The organism is Stenotrophomonas maltophilia complex sp. Om-AH-Sm3, assembly GCF_059337855.1.
Genome location: NZ_JBYBLQ010000004.1, coordinates 248,072 through 265,920 on the forward strand (window position 1 = coordinate 248,072; position 17,849 = coordinate 265,920).

18 protein-coding genes are annotated in these 17,849 nt (G+C 68.0%); 5 read left to right on the forward strand and 13 right to left on the reverse strand.

Features of this window, described 5'->3' with window-relative positions; all coding sequences use genetic code 11:
- Position 1: 1 nt before the first annotated feature.
- Together AC10QF_RS07455 and AC10QF_RS07460 are read right to left on the reverse strand one after the other, a co-directional pair.
- Positions 2-691: an ABC transporter ATP-binding protein gene (locus AC10QF_RS07455; RefSeq protein ID WP_005420572.1), complete on the reverse strand. Its 690-nt coding sequence runs from the start codon at positions 689-691 to the stop codon at positions 2-4.
- A 102-nt stretch (positions 692-793) separates the two neighbouring features.
- Positions 794-2,041 carry an efflux RND transporter periplasmic adaptor subunit gene (locus tag AC10QF_RS07460; protein WP_262220907.1) on the reverse strand — a complete coding sequence of 416 codons (1,248 nt, stop codon included), beginning with the start codon at positions 2,039-2,041 and terminating at the stop codon, positions 794-796.
- A 202-nt stretch (positions 2,042-2,243) separates the two neighbouring features.
- Here AC10QF_RS07460 and AC10QF_RS07465 point away from each other — a divergent pair, with 202 nt between their 5' ends.
- Genes AC10QF_RS07465 through AC10QF_RS07475 form a run of 3 tightly spaced genes read left to right on the forward strand, consistent with a single transcriptional unit; the run spans position 2,244 to position 4,191 of the window.
- Positions 2,244-2,372, forward strand: a complete 129-nt coding sequence (locus tag AC10QF_RS07465) for a hypothetical protein (protein WP_255313029.1) — start codon at positions 2,244-2,246, stop codon at positions 2,370-2,372.
- Complete coding sequence (locus AC10QF_RS07470) at positions 2,369-3,592, forward strand: sensor histidine kinase (protein ID WP_494541999.1); 1,224 nt, start codon at positions 2,369-2,371, stop codon at positions 3,590-3,592. The genes AC10QF_RS07465 and AC10QF_RS07470 overlap by 4 nt, the downstream gene beginning before the upstream one ends.
- Positions 3,589-4,191: a response regulator transcription factor gene (locus AC10QF_RS07475; RefSeq protein WP_005420563.1), complete on the forward strand. Its 603-nt coding sequence runs from the start codon at positions 3,589-3,591 to the stop codon at positions 4,189-4,191. The genes AC10QF_RS07470 and AC10QF_RS07475 overlap by 4 nt, the downstream gene beginning before the upstream one ends.
- A 576-nt stretch (positions 4,192-4,767) precedes the next feature.
- Here AC10QF_RS07475 and AC10QF_RS07480 read toward each other — a convergent pair.
- The 9 genes from AC10QF_RS07480 to AC10QF_RS07520 form a co-directional block, all read right to left on the reverse strand.
- A complete protein-coding gene (locus AC10QF_RS07480; RefSeq protein ID WP_111201148.1) occupies positions 4,768-5,304 on the reverse strand; it encodes a cytochrome b in 537 nt (178 codons plus the stop codon).
- Entirely contained in the window at positions 5,301-6,404 is a 1,104-nt protein-coding gene (locus AC10QF_RS07485; protein WP_065196038.1) for a catalase family peroxidase, read from the reverse strand. The genes AC10QF_RS07480 and AC10QF_RS07485 overlap by 4 nt, the downstream gene beginning before the upstream one ends.
- 135 nt (positions 6,405-6,539) lie before the next feature.
- Positions 6,540-7,907 carry a leucyl aminopeptidase family protein gene (locus AC10QF_RS07490; RefSeq protein WP_494542000.1) on the reverse strand — a complete coding sequence of 456 codons (1,368 nt, stop codon included), beginning with the start codon at positions 7,905-7,907 and terminating at the stop codon, positions 6,540-6,542.
- 3 nt (positions 7,908-7,910) lie between these two features.
- Positions 7,911-8,630 (reverse strand): HAD family hydrolase, encoded by a 720-nt coding sequence (locus tag AC10QF_RS07495; RefSeq protein ID WP_065196040.1) that lies wholly within the window; start codon positions 8,628-8,630, stop codon positions 7,911-7,913.
- A 31-nt stretch (positions 8,631-8,661) separates the two neighbouring features.
- Complete coding sequence (locus tag AC10QF_RS07500) at positions 8,662-9,771, reverse strand: AI-2E family transporter (RefSeq protein WP_005420552.1); 1,110 nt, start codon at positions 9,769-9,771, stop codon at positions 8,662-8,664.
- 67 nt (positions 9,772-9,838) lie between these two features.
- Positions 9,839-10,300 (reverse strand): protein sip-5, encoded by a 462-nt coding sequence (locus tag AC10QF_RS07505; protein WP_069138037.1) that lies wholly within the window; start codon positions 10,298-10,300, stop codon positions 9,839-9,841.
- Complete coding sequence (locus AC10QF_RS07510; RefSeq protein ID WP_004153834.1) at positions 10,297-10,767, reverse strand: phage holin family protein; 471 nt, start codon at positions 10,765-10,767, stop codon at positions 10,297-10,299. Before AC10QF_RS07510 ends, AC10QF_RS07505 begins: the two co-directional genes overlap by 4 nt.
- An 8-nt stretch (positions 10,768-10,775) precedes the next feature.
- Positions 10,776-11,141 (reverse strand): hypothetical protein, encoded by a 366-nt coding sequence (locus AC10QF_RS07515; protein ID WP_004153835.1) that lies wholly within the window; start codon positions 11,139-11,141, stop codon positions 10,776-10,778.
- Positions 11,142-11,242: 101 nt separating this feature from the next.
- A complete protein-coding gene (locus AC10QF_RS07520; protein ID WP_005420544.1) occupies positions 11,243-12,676 on the reverse strand; it encodes a Do family serine endopeptidase in 1,434 nt (477 codons plus the stop codon).
- Between the two features lie 491 nt (positions 12,677-13,167).
- Between AC10QF_RS07520 and AC10QF_RS07525 the strand changes: the two genes are divergently transcribed.
- Both AC10QF_RS07525 and AC10QF_RS07530 read left to right on the forward strand, forming a co-directional pair.
- Positions 13,168-14,055, forward strand: a complete 888-nt coding sequence (locus tag AC10QF_RS07525) for a histone (protein ID WP_111177994.1) — start codon at positions 13,168-13,170, stop codon at positions 14,053-14,055.
- Between the two features lie 106 nt (positions 14,056-14,161).
- Complete coding sequence (locus AC10QF_RS07530) at positions 14,162-14,854, forward strand: hypothetical protein (protein ID WP_095377907.1); 693 nt, start codon at positions 14,162-14,164, stop codon at positions 14,852-14,854.
- A 15-nt stretch (positions 14,855-14,869) separates the two neighbouring features.
- Here the strand turns inward: AC10QF_RS07530 and AC10QF_RS07535 are convergent, their stop codons facing one another.
- Together AC10QF_RS07535 and AC10QF_RS07540 are read right to left on the reverse strand one after the other, a co-directional pair.
- Positions 14,870-15,229 carry a DUF1428 domain-containing protein gene (locus AC10QF_RS07535; RefSeq protein WP_494542001.1) on the reverse strand — a complete coding sequence of 120 codons (360 nt, stop codon included), beginning with the start codon at positions 15,227-15,229 and terminating at the stop codon, positions 14,870-14,872.
- Positions 15,230-15,320: 91 nt separating this feature from the next.
- Positions 15,321-17,723, reverse strand: coding sequence for a S9 family peptidase (locus AC10QF_RS07540; protein ID WP_494542002.1), 2,403 nt, complete (start codon positions 17,721-17,723; stop codon positions 15,321-15,323).
- Between the last annotated feature and the right edge of the window lie 126 nt (positions 17,724-17,849).

Genomic DNA, 17,849 nt, shown 5'->3' on the forward strand with positions numbered 1-17,849 from the left:
GTCAGTGGGCCAGCGGCGCGTCGGCCAGCTCGCCCTTGTCCAGGTGCACCGTGTGCGTGGCGTACTCGGCGGCCTTCGGGTCATGGGTGACCATGATGATGGTCTTGCCGTGCTCGCGGTTGAGCTGCTGCAGCAGGCCGAGGATCTCCTCGGCCGATTGGCGGTCGAGGTCGCCGGTTGGTTCGTCGCAGATCAGGAAGGTCGGATCGGAGACGATCGCGCGGGCGATCGCCACGCGCTGCTGCTGGCCGCCGGACAGTTCATTCGGGCGGTGGCTGCGACGGTCGGCCAGGCCGACCAGGGTGAGCGCGATTTCGGCATTGCGGCGGCGCTGCGCCGCACTGAGGTGGGTCAGCAGCAGCGGCAGTTCCACGTTCTTCTGCGCGGTCAGCATCGGCATCAGGTTGTAGAACTGGAATACGAAGCCGACATGGTGGCTGCGCCACGTCGACAGCTGGCCGCCACTCATCTGGTCGATGCGCTCGCCCTCGATGCTGATCTCGCCGCCAGTGGGGCTGTCCAGGCCGCCGATCAGGTTGAGCAGGGTGGTCTTGCCCGAACCGGACGGGCCCATCAGCGCGACGAAGTCGCCGCTGGCGATGTCCAGGTCGATGCCATGCAACACCTGCACTTGCTCGGGGCCACGCTGGTAGGTCTTGGTGATGTTGCGCAGTGAAACCAGGGTCGACATGGGTGGTTCTCCACGGGAGGCGGGAAACGGGGAAGCGCACCTGCGGCGGCCGCAGGCGTGCGTCGAGCGATGCTGCCGGCCGCGCCCACGGGCGCCAGGCCGTTACTGCGCTTGTTTCTGTTGCACCTTGGCGCCATCGCGCAGGGTGTCCGGCGGGTTCACCACCACCGATTCACCTGCGCTCACGCCCTTGAGGATCTGGCGGTCCTTGCCCATCGCCTGGCCGGCCTCGACCGTGCGCTGCTGCACGCGGCTCTCGTCACCCAGCACGAAGGCCACCGAGGCACCGTCGCGCTGGACCACGGCGCCGCCCGGCACGCGCACGCCCTGCGGCTTGGCCACGGCCTGCGGCTGCGCCTGTTCCAGGAAGCTGACCCGCACGCCCATCTCCGGCACGATGCGCGGGTCTTTCACCTTCAGCGCCACGCGCACCTTCACCGTGGCCTTGCCGCGGTCGGCGGTGGGGATGATGGCGATCACCTCGCCGGGAATCTTCCATTCCGGGTAGGCGTTGAGCGTGGCTTCCACCGGCATCTTCGGCTGCACGCGGCCGATGAAAGCCTCGCCGACCTCGACTTCGATCTCCAGCGAGTCCATGTCCACGATGGTGCCGATGCCGGTACGGGTGAACCCACCACCCGCCGACAGCGGCGAAACGATCTCGCCGGGCTGCGCCGCCTTGGCGGTGACCACGCCGGAGAACGGCGCGCGCACGATGTTGTTGTCCACGCCCAGATCGGCGATGGCCAGCTGGTCGTTGGCAACCTTGACGTTGCGCTGCGCGGTATCCAGCTGCGCACGCAGGCTGTCGCGCTGGGCCACGGCCTGGTCGTACTGCGAGCGCGAGACCAGCTGCTGGCCAACCAGAGCCTGCAGGCGGCTGGCTTCGGCGGTGGCCTGCCTCTGCTGCGCCTCCAGCCCGGCGACCTGGCTGCGTGCGGCCTGCAGCTGCGAGGCGTACAGGCTGCGCTGCGCGTCGGCATCGATCGGGTCGAGCGTGGCCATCACCTGGCCAGCTTCGACCCGCATGCCTTCTTCGATCATCACCTCGCGCACCTTGCCGGTGATCTTGGCCGATACCGTGGCCATGCGCCGGGCGACCACGTAGCCACTGGCGTCGAGCACCGAGCTGCTGGCGCTGCCCTGCTGGATGGCCACGGCGGGAGCGGTTTCCACCTCTACGGCCGGTGCGCGACCGAACAGGTAGGCCACGGCCGCGGCGACCAGCAGCACGACCACGATGATCGCGATCCACAACCAGCGGCGACCACCGCCATTGCCTCCGGAGGCCGGCGGCGGCGACTTGCGGTCGATACGGAGTTCCTTCAACAGCTCGGCAGAAGCGTTCATTCGTTCCATCACAGGCGTTCGGGCGGGTGTGGCCGGAAGCGCGGACGACGGCGGTTCCGGCGGTGGAGCGTGCGGCACAGCATGAAGGCAGGCACAGCGATGACGGCAGTGACAGCTGTCATCCGATGACACTGACGGCGGCAACTGCGAAATGTGACCACGACGGCACAGGATGGCAACGTCTCCGCTACCGGTACCGCCCATGGATCCGATCGCCCTATTGCCGGCCCGCCGCAGCGGCGCCGCCAAGCGTACCGTGATCTGCGCTCGGCTGCGCCAGTGCCGCCCAGCCGACGGTGGCGCCTGCGCGCAGGCGGCTGAACTGGCATGATCGGCGGCGATCGTCCCCGCCTGGAACCGCCCGTGCCGTCCATCTGGCTTGCCTCGCTGCTGCGCCCCGCGCCGGACTCGGCGGTGGCCGATACGCTGCGCCGGGGAAAGTCCCCCTGGGGCGAGGCAATCCACCTGCTGTGGTCAGTGTGGATCTTCCTGACGCCCTTGCTTGGCCATGGCTTCACCCTGCGCTGGCTGCTGCTGACGCTGGCCAGCTACCCGGTGTTCCTGCTGCTGTACGCCAAGGTGATGGTGGCGCCGCGCCATCACGCCCCGCGCTATGCCCTGGGCCTGATCGCGATGTCGCTGGTGCTGCTGCCCTGGTACCCGTCCGGGCTGACCTACTTCGTGTTCGGCTGCGTGCTGCTGCGGGTGAGCGGTCGCGGAGGGTGGTGGCAGTATCTGCTGCAGCTCACTGGCCTGAACCTCCTGTTCTGCAGCCTCGCCCTGCTGTTCCAGTACCCGTGGCAGAGCCTGGTCTGGATCCCCGCCGTGTCCTATATCGTCGGCCTGGTCGTGAACGTGGAGGCACTCAACCAGCAGAAGGATGCGGCACTGCAGCTGTCGCAGGACGAGGTGCGGCGGCTGGCGGCCACTGCCGAGCGCGAACGCATCGGCCGCGACCTGCATGACCTGCTCGGTCACACCCTGTCGCTGATCACGTTGAAGCTGGAGCTGGCGCGCAAGCTGCACGACCGCGGCGACGCGCGCGCGCGGCTGGAGATCGGCGAGGCCGAGGCCATCGCCCGCGAAGCGCTGGCACAGGTCCGCAGCGCGGTCACCGGCATCCGCGCCAGTGACCTGGCCGGTGAGCTGGCGTCGGCGCGGCTGCTGCTGGAGTGCCAGCAGGTCCACCTTCAATACGCACCCCCACCGGCGATGCCGGTGGATGTCGAACGTGGGCTGGCGCTGGTGCTGCGCGAGGCCGCGACCAATATCGTGCGCCACGCACAGGCGACGCAGGCACGGGTGGAGTTCATGCTGGAGGGACGCATGCTGGCGATGCAGATCCGCGACGATGGTCGTGGCGGCGTGCAGGCCGAGGGCAATGGGTTGTGCGGCATGCGCGAACGCGTGGCCGCCCTGGGTGGAAGCCTGCAGGTGCAGTCCGCAAGGGGTGAGGGTACGGTGCTGACCGTGCGCGTGCCACTGGCCGCCGCGACCACACCGCTGCCGCCAGGCGTGCCGCCGTCGCTGGTGCAGGACGGTGCCGCATGATCCGCATCCTGCTGGCCGAAGACCAGGCGATGGTACGCGGCGCACTGTCGGCGCTGCTGGGCCTGGAAGCGGATATCGAAGTGCTGGGCAGCGCCGCCGACGGCGAAACCGCGTGGCGCATGCTGCAGCAGCTGCAGCCGGACATCCTGGTGACCGACATCGAGATGCCGGGCTTGTCCGGGTTGGAGCTTGCACAGCGCATCGCGCGTCACGAGCTGCCGATCAAGGTGGTGATCGTGACCACCTTTGCCCGCGCCGGTTTCCTGCGCCGTGCGTTGGAAGCGGGCGTGCTGGGCTATCTGCTGAAGGACGCACCGGCCGAGAACCTGGCCGAGGCACTGCGCAAGGTGAAGCAGGGCATCCGCGCGATCGACCCGCAGCTGGCACTGGATGCGTGGTCGCAGGCCGATCCGCTGACCGACCGCGAGCGTCGCGTGCTGCGGCTGGCGGGCGAGGGCCGCACCGCCAGCGAGATCGCCGAACAGCTGGGGTTGTCGCACGGCACAGTGCGCAACTATCTGTCCGAGTGCATCGGCAAGCTGGGCGTGGCCAACCGGATCGAGGCGTACCGGCTGGCGCGGCAGAAGGGGTGGTTGTAGCGGCGTGCGCCGACGCACTGGTAGCGCCGGGCGCTGCCCGGCGGATTGTTTCCGCGCCCGCGGAGAGGTGTCACTTTCTTTGCTCGTGCAAAGAAAGTAACCAAAGAAACACGCCGCCAGAGCGCGAGCCGGTGCTGCGCACCGGTGCCCTGCGCTCCTCGGTCCGTCGAGGGACGGCGCGGGAACTCGCTGCGCTCAGACACCCGCACCTCTTCGCCCTCGCCGGACCTGCGGTGCTCGGCTCGCTCAAGGCGGACTGGAAGGTCAAGATCAACGGCAACAGCATCCACGCATGGCGTGGATCTACTGGGTGCAGCTGTCGCTCTTGATGTTGGGTCCGCCTTGAGCGAGCCGAGCATCGCAGGGGAATCAGGGGCGAAGAGGCGCCGGTGTTTGAGCGTAGCGAGTTCGGCGCCGTCCCCTGATTCACCGAGAAGCACAGGGCACCGGTGCGCAGCACCGGCTCGCGCTCTGGCGGCGCGTTTCTTTTGGTTACTTTTCTTTTCGCGCGAAAAGAAAAGTGACACCCCCCCGCGGCCGCGGAAACAATCCGCCGGGAACGCCCGGCGAATCCTTTCAATCCTTCCCGCGCGCCATCGCCTGGAACACCCCGTCCCGCCGCACCCACAGGTGGAACAACGCCGCACCCACATGCATCAGCACCGTAGCGAACAGCACATACGCCAACAGGCTGTGCGCATTGCGCAAGGCGGCATACAACGCCGGGGTGTGCGGCACGATCGGCGGCAGGTGCAGCCCTCCCCACAACACGATCGGGTATCCGCCGGCCGACAGCATTGCCCAGCCGATCAACGGCATCGCCAGCATCAGCGCGTACAGCATCCAGTGCGAGGCCTTGGCCGCTACCCCCTGCCAGACCGGCAGGTCGGCAGGCAGCGCCGGTGGGCGATGGCGCAGCCGGTTGTACAGGCGCAGCAGCGCCAGCAACAGGATCGCGATGCCCAGCGGGCGGTGCAGGTCGATCAGCGCGGGACGCAGGTGCAGCGAGGCGACCATGGTCACGCCGATGAACAGCATGGCGACGATCATCAGCGCCATGGACCAGTGCAGCACCCGCGCCAGCAGGTTGAAGTGGCCGTTGCCGGTGCTCATCGTGCGGCCTCCTTCGGTTGTTCGACATTGCCGGCGGCGCGCTCGCGTTCACGGCGGTTGAAGGACTGCGAGTACACCGCCGAGCGGGCCGCCAGGATCGGATCATTACTGCCGCGCACCCCACTGGGCAGGATCAGCGGATCGAAGTTGATCTGGCCGCAGGCGCCTTCTTCCTGCGACTGCATGCGGTCCAGGCTGAGTACGCCCGCCACTACCTGGTCACGCGACTCGGGCCACGGCACCGACGGATCATCGATGGCATCGCCGGGCTCGGCGGTGGTCACGACCAGGTTCCAGCGTACCGGGCCGCGGGCCAGGCGCTGCTGCAGTTCCTGGCTGAGGAAATCGACGCTGGCCTGCTTGCGCGCTTCCGCATCCATCTCCACCACCGGCGCCAGCGGCTGCCAGCGCCAGCGCACCGCACGCTTCTGGCCCTGCGCATTGGTGAACCAGAAACTGTTGACGCTGTTGAAAGTGGTGTCGGCCCAGCTGCTGGTCCATGGCGCTGTCTTCGCCCACTGCTGGAACGCCTGCGCACTGGGGTATTTCGCCAGCACTGCCGCCATCTTCTGCGGGTCCGGCTTGCCGGTGGCCGGATCGGGAATCGAGGCGCGGGTCTGCTCGTAGAACGCCTCGGCCGTGGGTACCGCGAAGAACGGGAAGCTGTTCATCGCCATGCGCCATTCCTGGCCATCATCGCTGACCATCTGCACCGCCAGGCTGCGCACGCGTGCGGTGTTGTCGGCGCCGTAGGGGTCGCCGCCACCGATCGACAGGCGGCCCATCACCGGCACACGCGTCTGCGAGAACACCCGGGCACTGGACAGGGTAGGGGCCTGCGCGCTGGGTTCGAACCAGCCGCTTACGCAGACGCCCTTGCTGTGTGCACGGCGGAAGCCCGGATGGGCCGGGCCGGTGGCCTCGATGGTGTCGGTGAAGCGCTGCGCGGTGAGGCGGTCGCCCATCCAGCCGGCCAGCCAGGCGAAGGCCAGCGCCACGGTACCCAGGATGAGCGCGATCAGCGCGATCCAGAGCAGGGGGGAATGCTTGCGCGGTGCGCCCGGCGTCTGGCCGGCACGGGTGTAGCCGAAGAGCGACATGGTCGGAGTCCTGCCTTCACGGAGCGTGTGGGTGGTCGACCCACACATCCTCGCAGAACCCTTCCAGGCCGGGTATTCAAATTTTCGTCAAGTTTGCCGGGGACGGCGTGCCGACCAAGGCCGGCACCCACCCGGTCAGCTGTAACGCGCCTTCAACATCGCCCACGCCGAGCGCAGCGCCAGCGCTTCGCCACCGGCCGGACGGCCCGGGCGTTCACCGTCGTTCCAGGCGTACACGTCCAGGTGCGCCCAGCGCTGGCCGTCTTCGAGGAAGCGTTCCAGGTACAGCGCGGCGGTCACCGAGCCGGCCATGCGCGAACCGGCATTGGCCAGGTCGGCAATGCCGCTGCTCAGATAGCGCAGGTAGGGCCGCCACAGCGGCATGCGCCAGACCGGGTCATGGGTTGCGTCGCCGGCCTGCAGCCACTGCTGCGCCACCGTGTCGTCGTTGCTGAAGAGCGCCGGCAGATCCGGACCCAGCGCGATGCGTGCGGCACCGGTAAGAGTGGCGAAATCCAGCACAAGGTCCGGCTTCTGCTCACCGGCGAAGGTCAGCGCATCGCACAGGATCACGCGGCCTTCGGCATCGGTGTTGTCGATTTCCACGCTCAGGCCCTTGCGGGTGGCGATCACTTCGCCCGGGCGGAACGCATCCGGACCGATCGCATTTTCCACCGCCGGCACCAGCAGCGTCAGGCGCACCGGCAGTCCGCGCGCCATCACCAGGCCGGCCAGGGCCAGCGCATGCGCGGCGCCACCCATGTCCTTCTTCATGTTGCGCATGCCGTCGGCCGGCTTGATGTCCAGGCCGCCGGTATCAAAGCACACGCCCTTGCCGACCAGCACCAGTGCCGGGTCGGTTTCCTTGCCCCAGCGCAGCACCACCAGGCGCGGCGCACGGTGCGAAGCGCGGCCCACGGCGTGGATGGCCGGGAAGTTCTGCTTCAGCAGTTCATCGCCGGTGATCGCCTCGACCTGCGCACCATGTGCATCGGCCAGTGCACGCGCGGCGTCTTCCAGCTGCTGCGGCCCCATGTCTTCGGTCGGGGTGTTGACCCAGTCGCGCACGCGCAGGCTGGCGGCGATCAGGTCGGCCACTTCGCCGGACGGTGCGGCCACCAGCTGCGCCGGGGCGCGGTTGCGCTTGCGGTAACGGTCGAAGCGGTAGCTGCCCAAGCCCCAGCCCAGCTGCAGCAGCGCCTGTTCGGCGGCAGGCAGTTCATTGGCCAGCTGCCAGACACTGCCTTCCGGCAGCGCGTGCGGCGCATGCGCATAGCTGTAGGCATCGGCGCGATCACCGACACCGATCACCGCGCCGGCCAGGCCCTCACTGCCGGGCAGCAGGGCCACGCTGTGCGCACCGGCAGTGAAACCCTGCGAGGCCAGCCAGGCCTGGGTGGCGGCCGGTTGGCCGCCCTTCCAGGCGGCGAACTGCTCGCGGTCCAGCACGTACAGCGGCAGCGCCGCGGTGGTGTCGGCGGTGAAACCAGTGATCTCGCTCATGCGTCAGGTACTCCGGGATGCGGCGGCGTCGAGGTTGGCGTCCAACCAGTCGGCCAGGCCGGTGAGGGTGTCGAACTGCAGGTCCGGCTGCAGTTTCGGATGGGTCCAGGTGGCTGCTTCGCGGTTGATCCAGCACCCGCGCAGGCCGGCGGCGATCGCCCCGGCCACGTCCATTTCGGCGTGGTCGCCGACATGCAGTACCTGTGCCGGCGCCACACCCAGTCGGGTGCAGGCGGCGTGGAAAATGCTTGCCTCCGGCTTGGCCGCGCCGTGTTCGCGCGCGCCCAGCTGGAAGGCGAAATGATGCGCCAGGCCGATCCGCTCCAGATCGGCGTTGCCGTTGCTCAGCGCTGCCACCGGCACCCGCGCGGCAATCCGCGCCAGCGCATCGATCGCATCGGGATAGCACTCGACCTGATTGCGCGCGGCGTAGAACGCTTCGTACGCTGGCTCCAGCAGATCGAGGCTGGCGCCACTGGCGTGCAGCGCTTCGTGCAGGGTCAGCCGGCGCAGTGCGCTCAGGTCGTGATGGAGGTGCGGATGGGCGTGGTACAGGCGCTCGCGCAGTTCGCGCATTGCCGCCACCGGATACATCTCGGCCGTGGCGGGGCTGTGTTCACGCATCCACTCGTGCAGGACCAGGTCGATGCGGGCGCCGATCGGAGCGAACGGCCACAGCGTGTCGTCAAGGTCGAGAGTGATGGCTTGGACGGGGAAATTCACCCCGCCATTCTACGCCTGCCCGCGCGGGCTTTCATTCCAGCAGCCGTGCCCAGCCCTGCATGCCGTCCAGCCGTGCCAGCACCAGCTTGATGCAGACCAGCAGCGGCACCGCCAGCAGCAGGCCGATCATGCCCCAGGCCCAGCCGAACACCATCAGCGCCAGGATCAGCACCAGCGGCGACAGCTTCATGCGCCGGCCCAGCACGATCGGGGTCACCATCTGCCCTTCCAGAGTGTGCAGGGCCAGGTACGCGGCCGCCGGCAGCAGCGCCTGCAGCGGGTCGCGGAATTCCACGAAGCCCATCAGCAGCATCAGTGCCACGCCGATCAGCGGGCCGACGTACGGGGCAAAATTCAGCAGCGCAGCCACCGTGCCCCACAGCAGCGCCTCCTGCAGGCCGATGCCGAGCAGCATCAGCACGCCTGCGAACACCAGCCCGACCAGGGTGTTGATCACGCTGATGGTCAGCACGTAGCGCGAGACCTCGCGCTCGATCGACCGCAGGATGTCGGCGGTGAAGCGCTGCTGCTGGCGGTTCGGGAACAGCGCGATTGCCGCGCGCTGCAGGCTCTGCCCATAGATCATGAAGAACAGGGTCAGCAGCACCACGGCCAGCACCGAGGCGGCAAGCCGTGGCGCGCGGGTCAGCATGCGGTACGGGTCGTCGAGCTGGGTGCGGATCACCTGCACCTTGTGGTTGCTGTCGCCGCCGGCGACGCGCGCGAAGTTCTCCGCCGCCTGGTTGGCCTGCTGCACCGGCTTGGTCAGGTCCTGCACCTGGCGGGCGACCTTGCGCAGCTGCTGCGGGGCTTCCTGCGCCCATTCCATCGCCGGGCCGATCAATTGCACCGCCAGCGAACCGGTCACGCCCAGGCCGGCGCCGAGAATCAGCAGTGCGCCCAGCGCGCGCGGAATCCACAGTTTCTGCAGCAGGCGCAGGATCGGGTTGCCGACCAGTGCGAAGAACATCGCCAGCAGCACCGGCAGGATGATGTCCTGCGCAGCCCACAGCGTGTAGCCCACCGCCAGGGTCGCCAGCACCACCAGCGACATCGGCCCGCGTGGGCGAGACGGAGGCGGCAGCGGTGCCTCCGGGTCCTGCGGATCGGCTGGTGACAGGGACAGGGAGGACTCGCTCATCGACGCATCAGCCGGAAAGGGGAGCGCATTATCCGCCGGCCGCGATCGGCGCGGCGGATTCCATGGATCAACGTTCGGACAGTTCGGTGGCGGCTTCGGCCGGGCGCGGTTCGCGCAGGTCCGGTTCCGCCTCCGGCACAGCTCGCGCCGCCGCTGCGGGCCGCGCTTCAGCGGCGGAGGCCGCTGCGTGTGCCTGTTCGCTGGCATCGCCGGCTTCTTCGGCCGCATCGTCGGCGGTGGCCGCCGCCTGCGCCGCCATCGCCGTGGCGAACGCTGCCTGCGCACTGGCGAACAGGTTCGAGACCGAACCCACCATCTGCAGCCAGCGCGCACCGTTGACCTTGCCCGGCATTTCCAGCTTGCCGGCAATGAAGCCACCGGCCAGGCCCACTACCACGATGCGTAGTGGCGACCAGCCCTGGCGCCAGACCTGGCTGAGCGTGGACCAGTGGTCCTGGGTCTCGACCAGACGCACGGTCACCACCTGTTCGCAGCGCTTCACCCGCCGCTGCAGCGCACCGAACTTCATGGCTTGCCCTCTGGCAGCTGCACATCGGCATCGGGGTCGTCTTCGCTGGGCTCGTCGAACAGGCCCAGGCGGGACAGCTGGCGCCGGGTGGCGTGCATGCCGGTGTGGTGGAAGAAGTAGGACACCCGCCAGATCGCATAACCGGTGACGGCCAGGCTCAGCAGCGAGGTGATCAGCAGGGCCTGCAGCCAGCTCAGGCCCCAGCTTTGCAGCAGGGCGATGAGGGTGGCGGCCATCAGCAGCCAGGCCGACGCACCGAACACGATCGCTACCCCGGCCCAGGCCAGTGCACGGCCGAATGCGCTGCGAGCCAGCGCGAAGTCGGCCGAGGCCAGCCGGCGCAGGGAACGCAGCGAGTGCTTGGCCGAATCGGCAGCGGCACGACCGGCCGCGCCGACCTGGCGGATGCTCTCATCCAGCGGCGGGGTGGCCGCCGGATCAGGGGCTTGCGCGTTGTCTTCGCTCACGCCGCGGCTTACTTGTCGCTGCTGCCGCGGGCCAGCTTGGCGATGATCCAGCCGGCAGCGAAGGCCACGCCGAACGAGGCCAGCGGACGTTCGCGGATCAGCTCGGCGGCGCTGTCGATCAGGTCCTTGCCCTTGTCCATCAGTGCATCGACCTGTTCCTTGGCAGCGGCCCCGCCGAACTCGGCGGCGGCCAGGCCGGACAGCGCGCTGTCGGACAGTTCAGCCTTGACGTTGGCCTTGCCGATCCGCAGTTCGTCGGTCGCGGCACCGGTTGCGCCCTTGATCGCACCGCCGGCGGCCGTGGCGGCCTGCTTCAGGTGGGAACCGGCTTCACCCAGGTGTTCCTTCAGGTTCTCGGTATTGGTGGGGCTCATCGAATCACTCCTGTTGCGATGGGGGAACGGGCGTCGGCGGTGCCGACCTGGACTGACAGCAATAGCATTGCCGGGGTATAGGGGGTGTTACGGCAGGGCGATCAGCGCATCACGAGCTGGCCCTGCTGCTGGCCATTGTTGCGCAGCACGCGCACCACCAGGGTCGGCGGGCGTTGCTGGAAATTGGCACGCCAGCTGGCCAGGTCGGCAAATTCACCCACGGTGGCGTCGGTGATGATGTCGCCCTGCTGCAGGCCGTTGCTGGCCGCGCGGCTGCCGCGCTTGACCTCGCTGACCAGTACGCCGCCGACCCCCGACTGCCGCAGCGACTCGGGCAGGTCGACGAAGGTGGCGCCGGTCAGCCGCGGGTCCAGGCTCTCGCCGGTGACCGCACGTGCCTGTTCCTTCAGCGTTGCCTTGATCTGCACGGGCTTGCCTTCGCGGCGGACGTCCAGCGTCATCGGGCTGCCGACGGCGGCCAGGCCTTCCACGTTGTGCAGGGCTTCGGCGCTGTCCACGCGTTGGCCGTTGGCCGAGACCACCACGTCGCCCGGCTTCAGCCCGGCTGCGGCAGCGGCCGAGCCGGCCAGCACGCGGGTGATCAGCGCACCACGTGTTTCGGCCAGGCCCAGTCCCTGCGCAATCTGCGCGGTCAGGTTCTGGCTTTCCACCCCCAGCGTGCCGCGCACCACCACGCCGTGCTTGACCAGCTGGTCGACCACGCTGCGCGCCAGGTTCGATGGAATCGCCAGGCCCAGGCCGATGTTGCCGGCCATGCTGCCCTGCGGGTTGAAGCTGGCGGTATTGATGCCGACCAGCTGCCCCTGCAGGTCGACCAGTGCACCACCGGAATTGCCGGGATTGATCGACGCATCGGTCTGGATGAAGTTCTGGTAGCCCAGCCCGCGGATGCCGCTGCGGCCCACCGCCGAGACGATGCCGGACGTGACCGTCTGGCTGAAGCCGAACGGGTTGCCGATGGCCACGACGAAGTCGCCGACCCGCAGCTGGTCGCTGTTGCCCAGCTTGATGTCGGTGAGGTTCTGCGCCGGAATGCGGATCAGGGCGATGTCGGTATCGCGGTCCGAACCCAGGAACTGGGCCTTGACCGTGCGCCCGTCGGCCAGTGTCACCTGCACGTCATCGGCGTTCTCGATGACATGGTGGTTGGTCAGTACCAGGCCTTCCTTGGCGTCGATGATCACGCCGGAGCCGAGCGATTCGTTGATGCGTTCCTGCGGGATGTCCGGGAACAGGCGGCGGAAGAACGGGTCGTTGAAGAAGGGATTGCGTACGCGAACCACCTGCTTGGTGTTGACGCTGACCACCGCCGGCATCGCCTTCTCCAGCATCGGTGCCAGTGACGGTACCGCCTGTCCGGCCACCGAGGCCGGCAACGCTGCGGTGGTCGGCAGGACCGCCGGCAGCGGCGCGGCGTCGGCACGATTGTCCAGGTGGGCATTGATGCCGGTGGCAACGAAGCCACCGAAGGCGGCGGCGATTGCGAGCGTGAGCAGGGTGGGAAGCGGTCGCATGGGAGTCGGTTCGCTGGCGTGGGTGGGGGCTGTTCGGGCCTACGGTAAAACAAGCTGAATGAGTGTGTCGCGATCTGGATAAATGCGCCATGAAAACGGGGGCCTCGAAGGTGGGAGCGCGGGGGCCAAAAGCGCGGTTGTGGTGACACCCGGGCAGGTGATGGGTGCGCCACTCAAGGCCAACGCGCACCGCACTGGCACAGGCGGATACTTGCGCAGTTCCGCGCAGGCGGCTGCCGCAATGCGCCACGACGGATGCCGGACGCTGCGTCCGTGCATGTGCGCGCGACGACGGCCAGACAATGCTGGGTTCGCGTGGCGCAGCACTGAAAAAAAGGGGTTTGCTGCGAACCGCAGGTGGCAACAGGGGCTGCTGCGTACACCATCGGCGTCGCAACAGATGCGATTGCTGGCACATGCCCCGTTCCACGATCGTCAATGTCGGTATAGCATCGCCCCGTTTTGATACTTAAGGCCCGCAGGAGGGCAACATGAGCAACGGTAATGGTGTGTCGGTCGTGACCGACGCTGTCGAGAACGTGAAAGAAACCGCCACCAACGTCGGCGAGACCATCGCCCACGCCGCCGAAGACGCAGTGAAGTCGGTCAAGAAGACCGTCAAGCGCGCCAGCAAGGCTGCCGGTACCCGCGTTGCCAAGGCCAAGAAGGCCGTGGCCAAGGTCGAGAAGACCGTTGCCAAGAAGGCCGAGAACGCTGCCAAGTCGGTCGGCAAGACGGTTGCCAACGCCAGGAAGAAGCTGGAAGCGGCCAAGAAGAACGCCAAGGCCGAAGCTGCTGCCCTGAAGAAGGAAGTGGCGAAGAAGAAGGCGGCTGCGGGCAAGGCCGTGACCAAGAAGGCCGCCGCTGCCAAGAAGACCACCAAGGCCGCCACCAAGGCTGCCGGCAAGAAGGTCGCCACCGTGAAGAAGGCCGCCACCAAGAAGGCTGCTGTCGCGAAGAAGACCGTTGCCAAGAAGACCACGGCCGCCAAGAAGGTGGTTGGCAAGAAGGTCGCCACCGCCAAGAAGGCTGTGGCCAAGAAGACCGTCGCCGCCAAGAAGGTTGCCGGCAAGAAGGCAGTGGCTGCGAAGAAGGTTGTCGGCAAGAAGGTTGCCGCCACCAGGAAGGTCGCCACCAAGAAGACCGCCGCCGCCAAGAAGGTTGTCGGCAAGAAGGCTGCCGTCGCCAAGAAGGCCGTTGCCAGGAAGACCACTGCTGCCAAGAAGGCTGTCGGCAGGAAGGTCGCTTCGACCAAGAAGGTCGTCGCCAAGAAGGCTGCACCGCTGAAGAAGGTCGCCGCCAAGAAGGCTCCGGCCAAGAAGGCTGTTGCCAGGAAGGCCCCGGTCAAGGCCGTGCGCAAGGTCGCCAAGCGCAAGTAATTGCGCCGTGACCGAAGGCCCTGCCGCCCACCGGGTGGTGGGGCCTTTCGCGTTTTCGGGGCGCGGTCTGGCGCAAGATGCAGATTCTTCCCGCCGGAGCCCCAGCATGCGCGGTATCGATTTCAGTTCCTGGCAGGGCGTGCTGTCCACGTTGGCCGGCCTGGTCCTGATCACCCTGCTGGGCGTGGGCATCCGCCTGCTGGTGATGCAGACCCTGCAGCAGCGTCGCGAGCGCGAGAACCGGCAGATCAACGAGCGGCTGCGCACACTGATGGCGGCCTACAAGACCCTGGGCGGTTCATTCACTGGTGAACTGGGCGTGGATCCCAGCCATCGCCGTGATCTGCGCCAGCGCGAAGCAGCCGAAGGCATCGCCGAACCGCGTTCAGATCGAACGCGCCGCATCCGCGATGCGGTCGAGGCCGCGCTCTCGGACATCCTGTTGCTGGGCACCGACGAACAGGTGCGGCTGGCCGCGCGCGCTGCCAACGAACTGGCACAGGGGCGACCGGTGCATACCCACGAACTGGTGGTCTCGCTGCGCGACTTCGTGCGCGAAGCGCTGGACCTGGCGCCGATTCCTCCCGACCTGCCGATTCCGCCGCAGGGGCCGACCCGCCCCGCTGCCAGTGGTGGCGGCAAGGGGCGCAACGATGGCGATGCCAAGGGCGGCCGTGCGGGTGGTGGCGGAGGTGGGGGCGGCGGAATGGGCGCTGGCATGGGCGGCATGGGCCTCGGTGCCGGCGCCGCACTGGGCGCCGGCCATGCCGCTGCCAGCGATGAAACGGACGCGCGCTGAGCACGTCCGCCGGGTTCAGCGGGTCAGCTCGTAGATCGGCACGAAGCCGCCGTAGATCATCCGCGCACCGTCAAACGGCATCGGATTCTTCGTTGGATCAAACCGCGGGTCTTCCATCATCTTCTTCATACCGGCGTCGCGGGTCGATTTGTCGGGCCATTCGATCCAGGAAAACACCACCGTCTCGTCCGGCGTGGCTTTCACCGCGCCGAAGAAATCGGTGGTCTTGCCATGCGGCACGTCATCGCCCCAGCACTCCACCACGCGCAGTGCGCCGTACTCGATGAAGACCGGATTTCCTGTGCGTGCATGGGCGAGGAACTTCTCCTTGTTGGCGGTGGGAACCGCCAGGACGAAACCATCGATGTAGCTCATTGCCAGCCTCCGGATGGACCGTGCCACATGCACGGCCTTCAAGTACACGACGAACCAGCGCGGCGGGGATCGACATCCCGCGTACGCCTGTTCAGCCCGGGCCACCCGGGAGCGGGGCCAGCGCCGTATCCGGTGGCTGCTGGCCGGCCAGGTGGCGCACGAAGTAGTCCCACATGCGGTGCGTATAGGTGGCGTCGTTGCGGAACAGTTCGTGGTCCTGTCGAGCCAGGTACAGCAGGTCGTAGCGACGCTGGGCCTTGTTCAGGGCCGCGGCCAGCTGCAGGGTCAGCGCGGGTGGCGCGTTCTCGTCCAGTTCGCCATAGACCAGCAGCAGATGCCCGCGCAGGTTGCTGGCCAGCGCCGCATTGTCGAGACCGGCAAAGGGGGCCGGCACGCCATCGGCCATGGCTGTAGCTGGCACCACGCCACCGAACAGCCGGTCCATGCCGTGCAGGGCGCCGCCGTACATGCCCTGAAAATTGTGGCTGCCGGCCGAGGCCACGGCCACCCTGTAGAACGCGGGGTAGCGCAGCAGGGCACGCGCCGCGCTGTAGCCGCCGAACGAATGCCCATAGATGCCGACCCGCTGCAGGTCGATACCCTGGTAGCGTTCGCCCAACTGGCGCAGTGCGGCCACATGGTCATCGAGCTGTACATCGGCGCCGTGCAGAAAGCTGCTGTCATGGAATGCCTTGTCGCGGCCGCCGGTTCCGCGGGCATCGATGCTGACCACCACGAAGCCTAGCTCGGCGAGGCTGGCGCGGGATACCGGGTTCTGCGCCGAGACCGCTTCGGCATAGGTGACCGGCGCATTGCTGATGAAAGCACCGCCGTACATCGCGTCGATCACCGGGAAGCTGCCGTCATCGCGATAGTTGCGGGGCAGGTAGATGGTGGCGAAGATCGGCGTGCGCCCGTCGGCGGCCAGCAGCCGCTCGCGCCGTGGCGGCCGCCAGCCAGCAGTGATGACCGCCTGCGCATCCGCAGCCTCCAGCACCATCACTTCGCGGCCATCGTCGCTGGCGCGCAGCACCGTGCGTGGCGGCTGCGCGAGGCTGGACACCGTATCCACCAGGTAGCCACCGCCGGGCGACAGCGCTTGCGGAGCACGTCCACCGAACAGCATGCCGGTGCCCGCATCAGCCAGGTGGTCGTCGCCATCGGCGGCCAGGCGCTGCACCGCTCCGCCGTGCAGCGGTACCCGGTACAGGCCACGCACGTAGGGATCGCCGCCCTCGACACCGCCGGCACTGAAGTATGCCCAATCGCCTGCGCTGTCCACGCCGAGCAGGTCCCGCACCGCCCACCGGCCGCCGGTGAGCTGGCCCATCACCTTGCCGTCGGACAGGCGCACCCGGTACAGATGGCCCCAGCCATCGCGCTGCGAGAACCACACGGCGGTGTCCCGGCCGGGCAGGATTGCCACCGCTGGCCGGTTGTAGGAATACACGTTGAGCTGCAGGCGGGTATCACTGGACTCCTCCAGCACGGTGCGCAGCGCACCGCTGCCGGCGTCGATCTCTACCAGGCGCAGGCGCCGTGGCATGCCGAAGTGCGCCATCGCGGCGTACAACCGGCCACCGTCCCAGCCCAGGATGCCCGCCTCGCTCAGGATGTTCCAGCCCTCGGGCAGGGTGATGTCCTGCTGCCGGCCGCTGCGTACATCGACGATGTACAGGCTGTCGCGCACCTGCTGTGCATCGCCCAGTACCCCCAGCTTCACGGTGTGCACGCGTGGGCGCGCGCTGTTGGCCGGCGTGCTTTCCAGATAGGGGTAGTCCTGCAGCGCACGCTCGTCGTAGCGGATGCCGGCCACGTAGCGGCCATCCGGTGACCAGCCGACCGCAAACGGCCGCACCGGCATCCGGCCCTGGCGGCGCGGAATGCCGCGGAGGGTGAAGTCCGGCAGTACGCCATAACCATGACCGGGTTCGCCGCCGGTGGTCAGTGCCCGTGCTGCCGTTCCGGGCGACTGCAGCCACAGATTGTGGTCGCGCACCTGCAGCCAGGCATTGCCAGCGGGCGAAAGCAACGCATCTGCCGGCGGCATCGCATCCTGCGACGGCGCGCATTGCCAGCGCGGCCACCGGCAATCGATCGGCGCCTCGCCGCTGAATCGCAGGCGCAGGCCATCGTCGGTTGCCTGCACGCTGGCCAGTCGCAGGCGTGGCCCGCTGGCACCGAAGGGCGCCACCGCGCTGTCCAGTGCGGCGGGCTCGAACAGGACCTCGCCAGTGGCCTGTAGCGGGTCGACCAGTACCGCCTGGCGTCGACCGCGTGCATCCTCGCGCTCATACCAGAAGCGGCCATCGGCCAGCCAGTTCGGCACGACCGAGGCATTGCGCAATGCACCGCGCAGGTGGCTGTCGTGCACGCGCTCGGCGCGCTGGTAATCAGAAGGCTGCAGTGGCTGAGCCGATACAGTGGAACACCCGTCGATGAAGGCGAGGACGACAGCGCAGAGCGGGAACCGCAGCGGGGCAGGCACGTGCAAGGCAACCTCCTGTTGCAAGGGTCAGCGGAACTCGAATGCACGCGCGCCGCGCGCGTATGCCAGATACAGCCTGAATCAAGCCAAAAAATTCAGCAATGCGAAGGCTGCTGTTTTCAGGGAGCGTTG